This window comes from Paractinoplanes aksuensis (genome assembly GCF_024137025.1).
In the GTDB taxonomy this organism is placed as follows: domain Bacteria; phylum Actinomycetota; class Actinomycetes; order Mycobacteriales; family Micromonosporaceae; genus Actinoplanes; species Actinoplanes aksuensis.
Map to the genome: position 1 here is coordinate 1 of NZ_JAMYJR010000010.1, position 16274 is coordinate 16274.

Annotated in this window: 15 protein-coding genes and 1 pseudogene; 6 read left to right on the forward strand and 10 right to left on the reverse strand. The window is 71.2% G+C overall.

The window, feature by feature from the left end:
• Positions 1 to 143: 143 nt before the first annotated feature.
• Complete coding sequence (locus tag M1L60_RS10490; RefSeq protein WP_253237155.1) at positions 144 to 899, reverse strand: COG4315 family predicted lipoprotein; 756 nt, start codon at positions 897 to 899, stop codon at positions 144 to 146.
• 225 nt (positions 900 to 1124) lie between these two features.
• Here M1L60_RS10490 and M1L60_RS10495 point away from each other — a divergent pair, with 225 nt between their 5' ends.
• Both M1L60_RS10495 and M1L60_RS10500 read left to right on the forward strand, forming a co-directional pair.
• On the forward strand, positions 1125 to 1658 hold the full coding sequence (locus M1L60_RS10495; protein ID WP_221380126.1) for a sigma-70 family RNA polymerase sigma factor: 534 nt from the start codon (positions 1125 to 1127) through the stop codon (positions 1656 to 1658).
• Positions 1655 to 2374 carry an anti-sigma factor family protein gene (locus tag M1L60_RS10500; protein WP_253237157.1) on the forward strand — a complete coding sequence of 240 codons (720 nt, stop codon included), beginning with the start codon at positions 1655 to 1657 and terminating at the stop codon, positions 2372 to 2374. The genes M1L60_RS10495 and M1L60_RS10500 overlap by 4 nt, the downstream gene beginning before the upstream one ends.
• Here the strand turns inward: M1L60_RS10500 and M1L60_RS10505 are convergent, their stop codons facing one another.
• From M1L60_RS10505 to M1L60_RS10530, 6 genes and pseudogenes are all read right to left on the reverse strand, one after another.
• Positions 2375 to 2989, reverse strand: coding sequence for an NADPH-dependent F420 reductase (locus M1L60_RS10505; RefSeq protein WP_253237158.1), 615 nt, complete (start codon positions 2987 to 2989; stop codon positions 2375 to 2377).
• A gap of 190 nt (positions 2990 to 3179) precedes the next feature.
• Positions 3180 to 4514 carry a pectate lyase family protein gene (locus tag M1L60_RS10510; protein WP_253237159.1) on the reverse strand — a complete coding sequence of 445 codons (1335 nt, stop codon included), beginning with the start codon at positions 4512 to 4514 and terminating at the stop codon, positions 3180 to 3182.
• Positions 4515 to 4673: 159 nt separating this feature from the next.
• Positions 4674 to 5750, reverse strand: coding sequence for a pectinesterase family protein (locus tag M1L60_RS10515; RefSeq protein ID WP_253237160.1), 1077 nt, complete (start codon positions 5748 to 5750; stop codon positions 4674 to 4676).
• 201 nt (positions 5751 to 5951) lie between these two features.
• Positions 5952 to 6164: a response regulator transcription factor gene (locus tag M1L60_RS10520; RefSeq protein ID WP_253237161.1), complete on the reverse strand. Its 213-nt coding sequence runs from the start codon at positions 6162 to 6164 to the stop codon at positions 5952 to 5954.
• Between the two features lie 229 nt (positions 6165 to 6393).
• Positions 6394 to 6711: pseudogene (locus M1L60_RS10525) on the reverse strand (hypothetical protein); the annotation flags it as partial.
• 129 nt (positions 6712 to 6840) lie between these two features.
• On the reverse strand, positions 6841 to 7845 hold the full coding sequence (locus tag M1L60_RS10530) for a LacI family DNA-binding transcriptional regulator (protein WP_253237162.1): 1005 nt from the start codon (positions 7843 to 7845) through the stop codon (positions 6841 to 6843).
• 133 nt (positions 7846 to 7978) lie between these two features.
• Between M1L60_RS10530 and M1L60_RS10535 the strand changes: the two genes are divergently transcribed.
• The 4 genes from M1L60_RS10535 to M1L60_RS10550 are packed head-to-tail and all read left to right on the forward strand — an operon-like array spanning position 7979 to position 11725.
• Positions 7979 to 9130, forward strand: a complete 1152-nt coding sequence (locus M1L60_RS10535) for a Gfo/Idh/MocA family protein (RefSeq protein WP_253237163.1) — start codon at positions 7979 to 7981, stop codon at positions 9128 to 9130.
• Complete coding sequence (locus M1L60_RS10540) at positions 9127 to 10221, forward strand: DUF993 family protein (RefSeq protein WP_253237164.1); 1095 nt, start codon at positions 9127 to 9129, stop codon at positions 10219 to 10221. Before M1L60_RS10535 ends, M1L60_RS10540 begins: the two co-directional genes overlap by 4 nt.
• Positions 10218 to 11021 (forward strand): sugar phosphate isomerase/epimerase family protein, encoded by an 804-nt coding sequence (locus M1L60_RS10545; protein ID WP_253237165.1) that lies wholly within the window; start codon positions 10218 to 10220, stop codon positions 11019 to 11021. Before M1L60_RS10540 ends, M1L60_RS10545 begins: the two co-directional genes overlap by 4 nt.
• On the forward strand, positions 11018 to 11725 hold the full coding sequence (locus tag M1L60_RS10550) for a DUF6807 family protein (protein ID WP_253237166.1): 708 nt from the start codon (positions 11018 to 11020) through the stop codon (positions 11723 to 11725). Before M1L60_RS10545 ends, M1L60_RS10550 begins: the two co-directional genes overlap by 4 nt.
• On the opposite strand, the gene M1L60_RS10555 is transcribed toward M1L60_RS10550, so the two are convergent.
• The 3 genes from M1L60_RS10555 to M1L60_RS10565 all read right to left on the reverse strand — a co-directional run bounded on the left by M1L60_RS10555 (position 11722) and on the right by M1L60_RS10565 (position 16210).
• Complete coding sequence (locus tag M1L60_RS10555; RefSeq protein ID WP_253237167.1) at positions 11722 to 14835, reverse strand: TIR domain-containing protein; 3114 nt, start codon at positions 14833 to 14835, stop codon at positions 11722 to 11724. The two genes, M1L60_RS10550 and M1L60_RS10555, sit on opposite strands and share 4 nt — an antisense overlap.
• 31 nt (positions 14836 to 14866) lie before the next feature.
• Entirely contained in the window at positions 14867 to 15118 is a 252-nt protein-coding gene (locus M1L60_RS10560) for a hypothetical protein (protein ID WP_253237168.1), read from the reverse strand.
• 213 nt (positions 15119 to 15331) lie between these two features.
• Positions 15332 to 16210: an endonuclease/exonuclease/phosphatase family protein gene (locus M1L60_RS10565; RefSeq protein WP_253237169.1), complete on the reverse strand. Its 879-nt coding sequence runs from the start codon at positions 16208 to 16210 to the stop codon at positions 15332 to 15334.
• Between the last annotated feature and the right edge of the window lie 64 nt (positions 16211 to 16274).

Consider the following 16274-nt stretch of genomic DNA (forward strand, 5'->3'; position numbering starts at 1 on the left):
CCCCCCCCCGGGGGGGGGGGGGGGGGGGCCGGCGCTGGGGGGGGGGGGGGGGGGGGGGGGGGGGGGGGGGTGGGGGGGGGTGGTGCGGGGGGGGGGGGGGGGGGGGCCCCCCGGGGCCCCCGCCCCCGATGAGTGTTGCCGGCCTATTCGGTGGTGCCCTTCGAGGCGAGCGGGCCGGGCGTGTCGGCGGTCTTGCCACCGTCGGGCTTGATCGCGAACCACTTACCGTTGAGGCCCTGGCCGTTGAGGTCGCCCGCCTTGGCGTCGGCGACGAAGTAGTAGACCGGCCAGCCGTTGATGGTCACCTGGCAGGTGCCGTCGCCGCGCTCGACGAAGCCGACGATCTGCGGGTCGATGCCGTCGGGGAAGATCTTGCCGGGGGAGCGGACCAGCAGCGGCGGCCAGGCGGTCGCGCAGTCACCCTTGCAGTTGGTCTTCGGCGGCTTGTTCGTGTCGTTGTCGAACCGGTAGAGCGTGCGGCCGGCGCCGTCGGTCACGTAGGTGCCGATCTGCTCGTTCTCGGTGGTGTTGAGCTCGACCGTCTTGCTGCCCGCGGTCCGCGACTTCGGCGGGGTGATGTCCTGGTCGGAGGGGCCGCTGAAGATCTTGACCCACCGTTGCTTCTTGGCGACTGTGGGCTTTTGGACGGCCTGATTCACTTCCTGCGTCCCGGTGGCGGACGGCTGGGCTGTCGCGGGCAGTTCCTCCGCCGGCGGCTCGTCGACCCCGGCCAGTTCGGGCAGCTCACCCGGGCCCTGGGGGTTGAGCGGGGCGCCGGACTGTTGCACCGCCACCGGCACGGGCTGATTTGTCGGTGCGGCCTGGCTGCCGCACGCTGCGACACTCGCCAGAGCGGCCAGCATGGTTACGACGTAGATCGTCCTGCTCCGCTTGATCATGGCTAGCTCCATCTCGCGCCGGTCGTGCCCGTCCAAAGGGGATGACCTCCACACGCCCGGCCCTCCGCCGCGGTTCACCCGGATGTGCCACTTTCTCGAAAATCTGATCCGGGCGGGGTGAGGGGGACGTATTCCCGGTAGCCGCAGCACAGTACTTTCATCGATGTCGTCACAGGCCTGCAGAGGAGACGGCACGGGAAGTGAGTGCCGCGGGGAGAGAGACGGATGCCGTCGAGCCGACAGAGACCGCACCGGGAGGTGGCCGATGAGGCGCTGGTCAGATCGTTGTTCCAGGAACACGGACGGGCCATGCTCGCGTACGCCACGCAGTTGACCCGCGACCGCGCCGCCGCCGAGGACGTGGTCCAGGAGGCGCTGGTGCGCGCCTGGCGGCATCCCGACAGCCTCAACAACGGCAAGGGGTCCGTGCGCGGCTGGCTGCTCACGGTCTGCCGCAACATCGTGCTGGATCAGATCCGGGCCCGGAACCGCCGCCCGCCCGAGGTGGCCGAGAGCCCACCCGACGCCGCGGTCGAGCAGGACCACTCCGACCAGGTGGTCACGTCGATGGTCGTGGTCGACGCGCTCAGCCGGCTCTCGACCGAGCACCGTGAAGTGCTCGAACAGGTCTATCTGAAAGGCAACACGGTGGCCGAGGCGGCCGAGGTGCTCGGGATCCCGCCGGGCACAGTGAAATCGCGGTCCTTCTATGCGTTGCGGGCCTTGCGCGAGGCCGGCACGGAACGGTTGGCATCATGACTACGCCGGAGAGCGCGAACCCGACCAACGACCACGTCGACCTGGCCGGCTACCTGCTGGAAATGCTTTCCGAGGAAGAGAAGGCCCAGGCCGACGAGCACCTGGCCGGCTGCGACGAGTGCCGCGCCGAGCGCGACTCGCTGAAGCAGTGGTCCGACCAGCTCGGCGGCGTCCCCGAAGAGATGCTGCTCGACGGCCCGCCCGACGACGCCGACCTGCTGCTGCAGCGCACGCTGCGCCAGGTCCGGCGTGAGTCGTCCGGCCGCCGCACCCGCCGTCTGGCCGGGGTCACGTCCATCGCCGCCGCGGCCGTCGCGATCGCGATCGGGGGCGGCGTTCTGGTCGGCCGAGGCACGGCGCCCGAGTCGACGCCGGTCGCCCAACCCTCGGCGACGCTGTCGGTGCCGGCCGGGGCCCGGCTCGCGTCGGGCACGGATGCGACCACTGGCGCGCGGATGGAAGTGGCAGTGACTCCGGCCGCCGGCTGGGTCCGGGTGACGGCCACCGTCGGCGGCATTCCGGCGGGCGAGAAATGCGTGCTCGAGGTGGTCGGCCGCGACGGGTCGACGGCCAACGCCGGCAGCTGGCTGGTCTCCCCGGCCGGCGAGGCGGGCGGCACCACCCTCAACGGCAGCGCTCTGATCGACCCCGACCAGGTCCAGTCCGTACGCATCGTGAACACGTCCGGAAAGGCCTTCGTCACGGTCGACGTGTGATCAGCGCAGGGTCAGGGCCTCGGCCAGCGCGTCTTTCGCGTGGAAGACGTCGACCTCGGTCTGCTGCAGCGGCCCGCCCGGCTCGAGCAGGCGGGCCGTGTCGGCGCCACCGGCGTAGTAGGGCGCGAAGCCCATGTCGCGGATGATCGTGGCCGCGGCCTGACGCGCGTCCCGCAGGTCGGTGCAGACGAACTCGGCCAGCAGCGGATCGTGCCCGCGGCGGTGCTGCAGCACGTTGGCCGGCAGCGTGTTCAGCGCCTTGGCCCAGTGCGCCTCGGGCGCGAGCTGCATCAGCGACTCGAACCCGCTGGCCGCCCCGCCCGGCAGCGGCCCGGTCGGGTTCGTCGCGTCAATAATGATCTTGCCGTTCAGGGCCGGGCCGGCCAGCGAGATCGCCTCGGGTGCGGACTCCCAGTTGGGCGCGAACAGCACCACATCGGCGAAGTCGACCGCTTCGGCCACGGGCAGCGCGGTGCCGTGCCCGCCGAGGTGACTGACCACGTCACCCAGCCGCTCCGGGTGCCGCGAGGTCACGGCCACGTCGTGGCCGCCCTCCGCGCACCACTCGGCGAGGGTAGCGCCGAGCTGTCCTGCCCCGATCACCCCGATGTGCATAGCGACAGCGTGCCTGCCGGCACCCTCTTCCGGGTGAGAAACCGGCATTTTGCCCGCCTCTTCGTGCCCTGGCCGCGGATCCGCCGGCGACGCCTGGATCGGCGGGCAGCCCCCGGCAGCGTGCGCCTTCGTGGGCGTCCCGGGCGGCGTCGGAAACGTGGGTCCGACGCCGCCCGGTGATTCGGGGGCGTCAGCGCAGGACGCGGCGAATGCCGGTGCCCGCGGACACCACGGCCGGTACGGCGACCGTGGGATGGACCTGGGTGCGCAGGGTGGGGGTCCAGCCCGCGTCCGGGGTCAGGTCGGGGTCGTGGGCCGCGTTGTAGGCGGCGACCAGGTCGACCGGCCGCGGCGCGCGCCCCGAAACCTGCACCAGCGACCCGATCGCCGTGATCCGAGTGCCTTTCCAGTACGCGATGACATCCGACGCGGGCACGTCAGCACTCAACCGGAAGTAGTTGTTCTCGGCGTAGATGCTCGACTCGACGCCCACGCCGAGCGAGTAGATGTACTCCTCGTCCGTGGCTACGTAGAGGTTGTTGTAGACGTCGACCTGGCCGAACCGCACCCGCGGCGCCCGCTGGATGACGTTCCCGAACCGGTTGTGGTGCACGGTGACCCGCAACTTGCCCACGTCCACCCCGGGCGTGTCGGTCGAGCCGATCAGCATGGTCTTGTCGTGGTCGTAGTAGTCGTTCCACGAGACCGTGATCAGGTCGGACCCGCGGATGAAGTCGGTCGCCCCGTCGTGCACCTGGTAGGGCCGCCCGAAATACACGGGCTGGTCGGCGTCGTGGTTGTTGCCGTCGCTGAACGTGTTGTGATCGAGCCAGACGTTGGTCGCGCCGCTGAGCGACACCAGGTCGTAGAGCGAGTTCCAGTTGCCGGCCGAACCGTCGGTCGGGTCCCAGGCCGGGAAGCAGTCCGCAGCGTCGGTGACCTCGAGATTCCGCACGATCACGTTGCTCACGTTGGTCAGCACCAGGCTGCCGTGCTCGACCCGCCCACCGTTGACGCCGACGATCGTCGTGTTGCTGCCGACGACGACCCGGACCTGGTCGCCCTGGTTGCGGGCCGACCGTACGCGGGCGTCCTCGAGCGGCCCCGACGGCTTGGCCGCCCGCCCCCACACCGCGGGGTCGTAGGCGGCCAGGAACGCCTCGAGGGAGTACTTCGGATCGGCGAAGGCGTCGCAGCCCAAGCCCTCCCGCAGGTCGATCCGCCCCTGGACCAGGACGATCTTCGGGGTGTTCCCGGCCACGGCCGCGACCAGCTCGTCCCGGGTGCGGACCACGAAGACGTTCGCGTCGTCGGCCGCCGAGCCGCCGGTCGTGCCCGCGCCGGCCGACGCCCAGCCGTCCCCGGCCGCGAGTCCCTGCCGGGCCACCTGAAGGGCCGCCGGGGACGGAGCGGCGGACGACAACGAGGCGGGCAGCGGAGCCGGCTGCGCTGCGGGCGTCGCCGCCGGCGGAGCGAAGGCGAACAGCAGCGCGGCCGCGATTCCGGCCACGGGAGCGAGAGGCATGACGGATCCTTCCAGCGGCTGATGACACCGCTTGTGACATGCGGGAAAGCGCTTGCCGCCACGGTCACACGAGTGTCGACCGCGGTCAATGAATTGAGCAACGCAGGAAATTTGCAGCCACGCCCGGAGAACGGTGGCGTCCCCGGACACCGAAAGTGGTCAGGGGTGGCGATCGGGGGCCCAGTTGTCGGCGCCGCGCAGGAAGGCGGGGATCGTCCGGGTGGCGGCTTCGGCCGGGGTCAGCTGGGGGCGGTCGGGGGAGGGGGTGGCGCCGGGGCCGACGTTGCGGTACTCGGCGAAGCGCGCCTCGCGCCAGGGCCACGTACCGAAGTCGCTCCACGGGGTCGGTCCGATGTGGGCGTCGAGGCGGGAGTCGCGGATGATCGTCTGGCCGATGGCGTCGGGGTCCTGGCTCGGGTGCCAGGGCCGGCCGAGGAAGACCGTGGCCGGTGGCGCGTCGGACGTGAGCGCGCAGCGTGTGAACAGGAAACCGTGCGGGTTGGCGATGTCGGTGCTCGGCGCGGTGACGTATCCGTTCGGCGTCGACCCGCGGTTGAGCGAGTGGACACGGCATCGGTCGAAGACGGCCGTGGCTCGTCCGAAAATGAAGTCGACATCGCCCTCGACGTGGCAGTCGCGGAAATAGGCGCGGGCGACCGTCGTGGCGGCCGGGCTGTTGACGTAGAGGGTGTCCTGGTTGCCGAGGAACCGCACGCGCGTGAAGGCCACCCGGTCGGCCCGGGTCAGCACCGCGACCGCCTGCCGGTTGGTGATCTCGGGGTGCGCGGCCTCGTCGAACAGGTTGGCGAAGGTGAGGTTGTGGGCGCGGAACCCGGCGGCGTCGATCGTGACCGAGGCGCTGCCCGTCGTGCCCCACGTGCCGCCGGCCGGGTTGGGCGTCCCGTTCGCGCGGTCGTCGGCGATCACCACGTCGTGCGGTCGCCGTCCGAGCCCGATGAGCGTGATCGGCGGACGGTCCGGCGCGATCGACACCCTTCCCGCGTACGTTCCGGGTCGCACGGCGATCAGGGTGGGCGCCCCGGCCGCGGCGGTGTCGACCGCCTCCTGCACGGTGGTGAAGTCCCCGCTGCCGTCGGCCGCCACGACCACCCGCCGGTGCGGGCCGGGCCCGCCCAGTCCGTGGTCCGGCGCCGAGGCCGAGGCGGCCCGCCCACCGAGGGTCGTGGCCGCCGCGACCGTGCCCGTGGTGAGCCCGAGAAACGTCCGTCTGCGCATCCCGCATTCCTCTCAGGAAAGGCCTTTCCTGCGGGACCGTAGGCGTCCTGGGCGGCGTGCGTCAACGCCCGCCGGACCCCACTGCAAACTTCCGTGGAACCCGGGGGCCGTAACCGCAGCCAGCCTTCATGATCTGCAAACAGCGAGCCGGAAAAACAATCTCGCGCCCGCCCCCGGACGGATGACGTTCAGCCGTCCTGATCAGAGCGACGGCGTGGCGGAGACGACATCGGGCAAGCTGCGGTGGAGCTGCTGGCGGGAGCTGATGCCGAGCTTGGCGAAGACCTCGCTCAGGTGGTACTGGACGGTTCGGGCGCTCAGGAACAACCGGGCGCCGATCTCGGGGTTGGACAGACCGTCGCGGGCCGGCCGGGCCACCTCGGTCTCCTGGGCGGTGAGCAGTTCGCCGGTCACGACCGCCCGGGCCGCCCGTTTGCGGACGGTCTCGCCGGTGGCGCGCAGCTCCCGGCCGGCAGTGCGGTGAGTTCGTCGCCCGGGTTCCGGGTCGCGAAGAGCAGCCCGACCGGGCGGAGCGTGGGGCGGATCCGCTGAAGGTGTCGTTCCTCGACGTGAACGCGTTGGCGTCGAGGCGCCGGGCCACGGAGGCGAGGGCCTGCACCGAGGCCCGGTCCAGCCACTGCTCGTCGTCGATGACGCACAGCACCGGCCGATCGGCGGACACTTCCGACAACAGCCCGAGCGCGGCCAGGCCGACCAGGAACGTGTCCGGGGCGGGACCGGCGCTGACGCCGAGCGCGACCCGGAGCGCCTCCTGCTGCGGTTCGGGCAGATGCGCCGGATGGTCGAGGATCGGGGTCAGCAGCTGGTGCAGTCCGGCGAACGTCAGCTCCATCTCGGACTGCACGCCGGCCACGCGCAGCACCCGGCAGCCGGTGGCTCGGGCGATCACGTGGTCGAGCAGGGAGGTCTTGCCCACCCCGGGCGGGCCGCGGACGACCAGCGTGCGACTCTCGCCGGCCCGGACCGCGGCCGCGAGGTCGTCGAGCGCGGCCGGTTCAGGGTGCTTTTCCGGACGAGGCGGCCGTCCCGGACGGTGACTTCGGGCAGACGAGGGCTGCCCGGAAGTGCCTCAGCGCGGGCCGGGCAATGGCCAGGTGCTCTCGCGGCGAATCAGCTCGGCCGGGATGTGCTCGGCGCGGGGAGTGGAATCGGGTGGTGGGGTCAGGGCCAGTTCCATCGCTCGTTCGCCCAGCCGGGTCAGCGGCAGCCGCACCGAGGTGAGCGCGGGCGTCACGTCCCGGGCGATCGGCATGTCGTCGAAGCCGACCACGCTCAGGTTGCGACCGCAGGTGCGCATCGCGGCCAGGGCGCCCACGGCCATCGAGTCGTTCAGCGCAGCCACCGCGGTCAGCTCGGGGTGCTCGGCCAGCAACGCTGCCGCCGCGGCCTCGCCGCCGTCGCGGGTGAAGTCGGCGTGGACCACCGTCAACGTGCGGCTGTGGGCGGCGGCGGCTCGGTGCAGGCCGGCCAGGCGGTCGGCCGTGGTGGTCAGGGCGGCGGGCCCGGCGATCACCCCGACCGCCGTGTGGCCCAGCTCGAAGAGGTGTTCGCCGGCCAGGAAGCCGCCCTCCTCGTTGGCCGGCAGCACCGCGTCGGAGGTGTGGCTGTGGCGGCCGATCACGGCGATGCGGCCGCCCGTGGTCTCGAAGGCGGCCATGCGGTCGTGCAGTTCGGTCTCGTCGTCCGACGACAGGTAGCCCGAGCCGGCGACCACGATCGCGGCGACCTGGTGGGCGTGCAGCAGGTCGATGTATTCGAGTTCGCGGGCCGGTTCGCGGAACGTGTTGCAGATGATGACCAGGCGGCCGTGGGCCGTGGCGACCCGTTGCAGGCCTCGGGTGATCTCGGCGAAGTACGGGTCGGAGACGTCGTGGACGAGCACGCCGACCGCGTTGCGGTTCGACCTCGCCAGCATCTGGGCGTGCGCGTTGGGCACGTAGCGCAGCTCGGCCACGGCCGCCAGCACGCGGGCCCGCAGCTCGTCGGTCACCGGCTTCGAGCTGCCGTTGATGATCCGTGAGGCCGTCGCCGTGGACACCCCGGCCCGGCGGGCCACGTCCGCCAAGGTAGCCACGCGCACCCCCACCGAGATCCAAAGAAGCCGAGGATACCGCCGCCGGTCTTGCCCGCCCGGCGGCGCGCCCCGTACGGTAACAGGAAAGCGCTTACCTCAAGGTTTTTTGAACTCGGCCGGAGGCAACGAAGACATGGATCGCACCCCCCTGGGCATCGTCCTCAACGGCGTCACCGGCCGGATGGGCCTGCGACAACACCTGATCCGCTCGATCCTGGCCATCCGTTCCGACGGCGGCCTGCCGCTGCGCGACGGCACCGTGCTGTGGCCCGAGCCGGTGCTGGTCGGCCGCAGCGAGGCCAAGCTGCGCACGCTGGCCGAGCAGCACGGTCTCACCGACTGGACCACCGACCTGGCCGGCGCGCTGGCCCGGCCCGACGTCCAGATCTACTTCGACGCCCAGGTCACCCAGGCCCGGGTCAAGGCGCTGCGCGCGGCCATCGAGGCCGGCAAGCACATCTACACCGAGAAGCCGGTGGCCGAGAGCCTGGCCGAGGCGGTCGACCTCGCGCGCACGGCGGACGAGGCGGGCATCAAGCACGGCGTCGTGCAGGACAAACTGTTCCTGCCCGGTCTGCAGAAGCTGCACCGGCTGGTCCAGGGCGGCTTCTTCGGGCGCGTCCTCTCCGTACGCGGGGAATTCGGCTACTGGGTCTTCGAGGGCGACTGGCAGGGGGCGCAGCGTCCCTCGTGGAACTACCGCGCGGCCGACGGCGGCGGCATCACGCTGGACATGTTCCCGCACTGGCACTACGTGCTGGAACAGATCTTCGGCCCGGTCAGCGCGGTCACCGCCCGCTCGGTCACGCACATCGACCGCCGCTGGGACGAGTCGGGCGAGCCCTACGCGGCCACCGCCGACGACGCGGTCTACGGCTGGTTCGAGCTCGAGGGCGGGGTCATCGCACAGATCAACTCGTCCTGGGCCGTGCGCGTGAACCGCGACGAGCTGGTCGAGTTCCAGGTCGACGGCACGCACGGCAGCGCCGTGGCGGGTCTGCACCACTGCCGCATCCAGCCCCGCGCGGCCACGCCCAAGCCGGTGTGGGACCCGGACGTGCCGACCGCGCAGCGCTTCCGCGACCAGTGGCAAGAGGTGCCCGACAACGAGGTTTTCGTCAACGGGTTCCGCGCGCAGTGGGAGCAGTTCCTGCGTTACGTCGCCGAGGACGGCCCGTACACCGGTGACCTGTGGGCCGGTGCCCGCGGCGTGCAGGTGGCCGAGCTCGGGCTGCAGTCGTCGCGCGAGGGCCGCCGCCTCGAGATCCCGGAGCTGGGCCGATGAGGTTCAGCGGTCACGGCGCCCAGTTCCAGGTCAAAGGCCAGTTCAAGAGCCGCATCGCGTACGCCGCCGCGCCCGTCACGGCCGACCAGCGGGCCGAGAACATCCCGGGCGCGCCGGCCGCGCTCGACTGGGAGAGCACGCTGCGATTCCGGCACCACCTGTGGTCGTACGGCTTCGGGGTGGCCGAGGCGATGGACACCGCTCAGCGGGGGGCCGGGCTCGACTACCCGGCCACCCGCGAGCTGATCCGGCGCAGCGCGGCCGAGGCCCGCTCGGTCGGCGGCGCGATCGTGGCCGGGGTCGGCACCGATCAGCTGCCGCCCGGCCCGGCCACCATCGACGAGATCAGCAAGGCCTATCTGGAGCAGTTGCACGACGTACGCGACGCCGGGGCGACCCCCGTGCTGATGTGCAGCCGCCATCTGGCCGCGGCCGCCCGCGACGCCGACGACTACAAGCGGGTGTACGGCGAGCTGCTGTCGCAATCGGACAAGCCGGTGCTGCTGCACTGGCTGGGCGAGGCGTTCGACCCCGCGCTGGCCGGCTACTGGGGGCGGCGCGAGACGGTGCTCGAGATCATCGAGGAGCATCGCGACCGGGTCGACGGCATCAAGCTCTCGCTGCTCGACGAGGACTACGAGGTCGAGCTGCGGCGGCGGCTGCCCGCGGGCGTTCGCATGTACACCGGCGACGACTTCAACTATCCGGCGCTGATCCGCGGGGACGACCAGGGCCACTCGGAAGCGTTGCTGGGCGTGCTGGCGGTCATCGCCCCGCCCGCCGCGGCCGCGCTCCGCGCTCTGGACGAAGGCGACGTCATGGCGTACGAGAAAATCCTTGGTCCGACCCTGCCGCTGGCCCGGCACCTGTTCGCCGCGCCGACCTACCACTACAAGACCGGCATCGTGTTCCTGAACTGGCTGGCCGGCCACCAGGACCACCTGACGATGGTGAACGGGGCCCAGTCCGGCCGCTCGCCGCAGCACCTGCTGACGCTGATGCGGCTGGCCGACGAGGCCGGGCTGCTGCCGGACGCCGCGCTCGCAGAGAACCGGGCCGACGCGTGGCTGAAGACGGTGGGTCTGGCGTGAAGGGCTTCTCGCTCAACCAGGCCACCACCAAGCGCTGGCCGCTCGACGACCTGGTGGCCGGCTGTGCCGCGGCCGGTGTCGAAGCGGTCGGTCTGTGGCGCGAAGAGGTCGCCGAGTACGGCACCGACAAGGCGGCCGCCCTCGTCCGCGACGCCGGTCTGACGGTCTCGTCGCTGTGCCGCGGCGGCTTCTTCCACGACCCCGGCTGGTACGACGAGAACCGGCGCGCCATCGACCAGGCCGCCACGCTCGGCACCGACACGCTGGTGCTGGTCAGCGGCGGCCTGCCCGACGGCAGCCGGGACATCGACGGCGCGCGCCGCCAGGTCGGCGAGGCGATCGGCCGCCTGGTCCCGGATGCGCAGGCCGCGGGCGTGCGCCTGGCCATCGAGCCGCTGCACCCGATGTTCTGTTCCGACCGCTGCGTGGTGGCGACGCTCGACCAGGCCCTGGACCTGGCCTCGCCGTACCCGGCTTCCGTCGTAGGGGTGGTCATCGACACGTATCACCTGTGGTGGGACGACCGGGTGTGGGACGGCATCGCCCGCGCCGGTCGGGAGGGCCGGCTGGCCTCGTTCCAGCTGGCCGACTGGATCACCCCGTTGCCGTCGGGGGTGCTGCTCGGCCGTGGTCTGCCGGGCACCGGGTCGGTCGACATGCGGCGGTTCGCCCGGGCCGTACGGGAAACGGGTTTTGACGGTCACGTCGAGGTCGAGGTGTTCCACGAGGACGTGTGGTCGCGGCCCGGCCCGGAGGTGCTGGCCGAGGCGATCGCCGGCTACGAGGAGGCCGTGGCGTGAAGATCGGCCACGCCACCTACGTCACCGACCCGCAGCTCGACATCAGGCTGGCCCCGCGCCCCTATTTGCATCCGGTTCGCACCCTGGCCGGCACCGTGGTCACCGACGAACTGTGCTTCGACCACCCCTGGCACCTGGGCGCGTCGGTGACGCTGGCCGATGTGAACGGGTGGAACTTCTGGGGCGGCCGCACCTATGTCCGCGACCAGGGTTACACGTGGCTGGAGGATCACGGCTCGATCCACCACGTCACGCCGACCCAGCTGATCTGGCGGGACGGCAACGGCACCAACGTGCTGACCGAGGAACGGCACATCACCGCCGCGCCCGCCGCCGACGGATGGGAGCTTTCTTTCCGGTACGCCCTGACTGCTCCCACCGACCAGCCGGTGACCCTCGGCAGTCCCGCCACCAACGGCCGCACCGGTGGGGCGGGCTACGGCGGCTTCTTCTGGCGCTGCCCGCCGGCCGAGAAAGCGATGTCGAGCGTCGAACACGGCAGCGCCGCCCCCGAGCTGACCCTCACGGTCGACGACAGCTACGCCCTGACGTTCCGGGGCCTGGCCGGCGACGACCGCTGGTTCGTCCGCACCGAGGGTTACATCGGCGTGTGCGCCGCCCTGGCCTGGGAGAAGCCGCTGCTGATCCCGCCGGGCGAGACCCTCGACCGCCACCTCCGGGTGCTCATCCGCGACCTCGACTAGCACGTCTCCCGATACGCGATGCCCGGCGCGTAGAGCTGCCATTCGGCCTCGGTCAGGCCGCCGCCGGTCCGCGTGCAAGCTTGTTCCAGGGCGCCCGCCCGGAGGCGATTGAGATCTTCGATCCGCCACAAAGCCTCGCCGAGCACGACCACGTCGCCGTCGGGGGAGAACCGGACCTCGGGCACCTCTCCGTACGGGACCGGGAACGTGGTCACGCGGGCCGGGCTACGCGGGTCGGAGACATCCCACAGGGTCATGACACCGTCGTCCTCGCCGCTGACCAGACTGCGGCCGTCGGGCGACAGGACGAGCGGCGGGCCGATCTCGCGCAGCCGCCCCTCACCGTCCGTCTGCGAGGTCGTTTCGGACAGCTTCACCGGGTGGCGTGGATCGGCCAGGTCCCACAGTGCGAGGCTTCCGACACCCAGACCGGTCACGAGCAGTTTCGAATCCTGCGAGAACGTCGCTGACCAGAGCCCTCGATCGATCGTTCCGGGAAGGGTGGCGGAGACCATGACCCGGGCCGGATCCGCGAGGTCCCACAATTCGGTCGGGCCGAGGTCGTCGTCAAAATATCCCACTACAACGGCCCGGCCGTCCGGCGAGTGCCAGCTGACGACGTCCGAATCCTCCGGCAGATCATAGGGGTGCGGGCGCACGTCGGCACCGGGCCGGCTCGGCAGATCCCACAGCTTCGGGTCCTCGCCGTGCGACAGGACGAGTCGATCGTTGAGGACGTCTGCGTAGGCGGGCAGCTCCGCGACGAGAGCAGAGGGCAGCTCGCCGATCGGGAGTCGCCAGATCTGAGCCGTGCTGTCCGCTTCATCGGCCCCGGCCGAGTTCACCAGCAGGAGCCCGGTGTCCCCGATCGGAGCTGGATATCCCCACATGGGCAGGGCCGTCGAGCGGGGCCGCCCCACGTCGGAGATCTCCGAGAGCAACACCTGCCCGGCTGTCGTGCCGTCGACGGTCGGGGTGGTGGTGAAGACCCGTCGCTCGGTCAGAAAGACGGGGTTGATCCCCCTCACCGTGTTGATCTTGCGGGGCGGCCGCCGACCGGCGACATTCCAGAACGTCGTCCAGTCACCCGTTGTGGTGGCCATCGTCGTCAACTCGGCCGAGAACACCACCCGGTCCGGCTTCTTGCCGCCCGGCGCCGGCGTCGGCACCCTGGTCGGCCGGTATCGACCGCCGGGTGTTTCCCACAGCGTCACCTCACCGTCGGCCGATCCAGAGACCAGCCGGCCGTCGGGAAGGTAGTTCAACGCGGTAACGGAACTGCTGCCTGCGGACATGTCCTGCACAATCGCCCCGGGCCAGGTCTCTGCCGACTCCGGCCACCGGCGGATGCGGCCGCGGTTGTCACCGAGGGCCAGGGATTTTGAGTTCGGGCGGAACGCCACGGCTCCGGCGAGTTCGATGGCGTGGTCCCAGTCAGCCTCGAGCCGGCCTCGATCAGAGACGGCGACACTTATTGTCGAGCCCCGCGTGCCTTCCCCGCCGACAGCCAGCAACCGGCCGTCCGATGAGAACTGCAGCGGGGGATGGAGGGGAACGTTGATGATCGAATCCAACAACGTCCGGCCCGGCACGTTCCACAAACTCAGATTCCCGTCGCTCAGGAAAGCCAGTCTCGACCCGTCCGGTGAGAACACCAGGGCGCGTGCCTCCGCGGCGACCCCAGAGCTCGCTGAATCCGGCATCTTCGGCGCCTGAAGGCGTCCCTCAAGCGTTGGTTCGCCTTCGCGGGGCAACGCCCAGATCGACACTGTGCGTCCCTCCCCGACTGCCAGCCGCCGGGCGTCGGGCGAGAACGCGAGCACGGGAGCGAATCCCTCGTTCCGGATCAGCGGGACAATGGTGGATCGGCCGGTCGCGGTTCCGTCGTCCAGATCCCAGACGTTGATCGGCTCCAGACCGGCGTACGTGCTCGTCACCTCGTTCGCCCCCGTCGTGGATCGGCCGTCGATCGTCGCCGCCGCGAGTGCGTTCGGCGCGAGTGCCATGACGGCGGTGTCGAGGCTCCCCGGGCCCGGCAGGGCCGAACGGGCCGGGGGCGAGATTCCGTTCCACGACGTGATCGTTCGGTCCTGGCCCAGGGAGGTCACGGTGGTACCGTCGGGCCGCACGGCTATCGCGCTGACGGCGGTGTCATGGGCCGCGGCCGTGGCTGCCCACGGGCTGTTGAGCATCAGGTTGGCCAGGGCGACCCGGGTCTGGTCGTTCCGGCCGCCCAGCCGGTTCGCCGCGATCAGCAGCCGGGCTGCGGTCTGCGGGTCGCTCCGCGCGAGGTCCTGGCTCTTGAGCGACAACAGCCGGGACACGGCCGTGTCGCGTTCCTGCTGGGCGGTGTCGCGTTCGTTCCGGGCGATCCGGGTCTGGCCGACCGCGGCCACGGTGGCGATCAGCGCGGCGACCAGCAGCACAACCAGCGTGAAGACCGCTCCGCGGCGCTGGCGCTGCGCTCGCCGGTGCAGGTCGAGGTGCTCGCCGAACAAGGTGTCCTTGTCGGCGCCGCGCAGAGGAGCTGCGACCTGAGCGACGAGATTCAGCAGAGCGTTGTCGGGCTCCCGATGAGGTTCGGCCTGGGACAGGTCGACCCAGAGGGGTTCCCGTTCGAAGAGCGCGCCGGCGGAAGGTGGCAGCGCGTCGGTGCGCTTCCAGTCCCAGTCGGCGTCCTCGTCCCGCCACACCAGGCTTCCGCTCGCCAGCACGATGTAGAAGTTGGCGGACGACCTGTTCTCGGCCCACCACCGGACCTCCTGGTCGACCCACTTCGACGCGGCCGCCTGCGGGGAGGCCAGCAGGATGAAGTTGCGGGAGTCGGCGATGGCGTCCCGCAGGCCCTGGCTCAGGCTGTCGCTCGCGGCGAGACTGGTGTAGTCCCGGAAGATCCGCAGGCTGCGCGGCCGGTACCAGGGTGTCGCGAAGCGTTCCAGCCACCGTTGCAGTCTGGTGGCCAGATCCTGGCTCGCGTCGCGGCTGTAGGAGAGGAACGCGTCGTACCGATGATCGCGCTCTTCGGCCCTTCCGTTTCCTTCGGGTCGAGCCGGAACCGGGCCCGCGCCGCGATCGGATGATGATCGCGGCCGGGGCGAGGAGGGGAGCACAACGGATCAACGAGCGAGGGCCCCGGTGGTGTCAGGCCGCGACGGCGCCCGCGTGATACTCGAGCTGGTTGGGGCGGTACCAGAACCGGTCCTCGCCGACGGGGATGTAGAACCGCTCGAGGTCCTCCGGGGCGAACCGGACCTCGTACGCGAGCTCACCGGACGCCGCGTCGTAGCGGACGTTGCTGATCGTCCCGTACGAGCCCGGCAGCAACGCCGCCACGGCCGGGCTGACCCGAACCTCGACCCCGATCGCGAACCGGTTCTCCACAGCCTGCACCACAGCACCCACCCTCCGACGACGCGTCTCGCTCCAGCCGCCCTCATTCGGTCGCCGAGGGTGTGACTTGAGAAAAGACGCAGTGGTAGCAGCGGTAGACGTCGCCCTCACGGCGATACCACTCGTGGTTGCCGCAATCCCGCTTCCCCTTGGGGACCAGGCCGATCAGCGCGAACGGCAGCAGCGCCCGCAGGCGGGTGCGAAGCCGGTACCTGGTCAGAAACGTACTCGGGCGGCGATCGGCAGGTGGTCGCTGCCGGTGCGGGGGAGGGACCACAGGGACGTCACGGTCAGGCCGCGGGCCAGGATCTGGTCGATGCGGGCGACGGGGGCTTTCGCGGGCCAGCTGAAGGCGAAGGCCGGGGCGGTGTCGAGCCGGCTGGTGACGGGGCGTAGGCCGCGGTCATGGAGGGTGGCGTTCAGGTCGCCCAGCAGCAGCACCTGGGTGAGTGGCTCGGCTTTCAGGGCTGCGCCCAGCTTCGCGGCGCTTTCGTCGCGGGGGTCGGTGGCGAAACCCGACAGGCCCATGCGTACGGACGGTAGGTGCGCGACGTAGACGGCCACGTCGCCGTGGGGGGTGCGGGCCACTGCGCGCAGGCCGCGGTTCCAGTCGGGGCCGAAGGCGGCGGGGCGGATGTCGAGCGGGCCATCGGCAGTGAGCGGGTGGCGGGACCAGAGGGCGACCGTGCCCTGCGCGGCTCGATACGGGTAGGCCGAGCCGAACGCGGCGTCGTACGTGGGCAGGTTTTGCGGCAGCACCTCGGTGAGGGCCACCAGATCGGGGGAGACCCGCAGCAGCTCGCGGACCGTGCCGGTGGGGTCGGGGTTCTCGTCGCTCGTGTTGTGCTGGACGGCGATCAGGTCGTGGCTCTTGTCGTCGGGCATGAGCGCGGGGGCGAAGAGCACCGACCACGCGATCAGCGGTAGCAGCACGGCCGGCAGGTTCACCGCGGGGCGCCGCCGCCAGGCGAACAGGGCCAGCATGGGAATGGCCAGGCCGACCCAGGGCAGGAACGTCTCGACGATGCCGCCGGCCGGGATCAACCGGTGCCCCAGCAGCACGACGGTCACGAGCACGGCCAGCAGAACGATCACGGCTGGATGGTCGCAGGTTGGATCAAACCGCCGGTGCGGGGTGTGCGGGCGACCCAGGCCACGA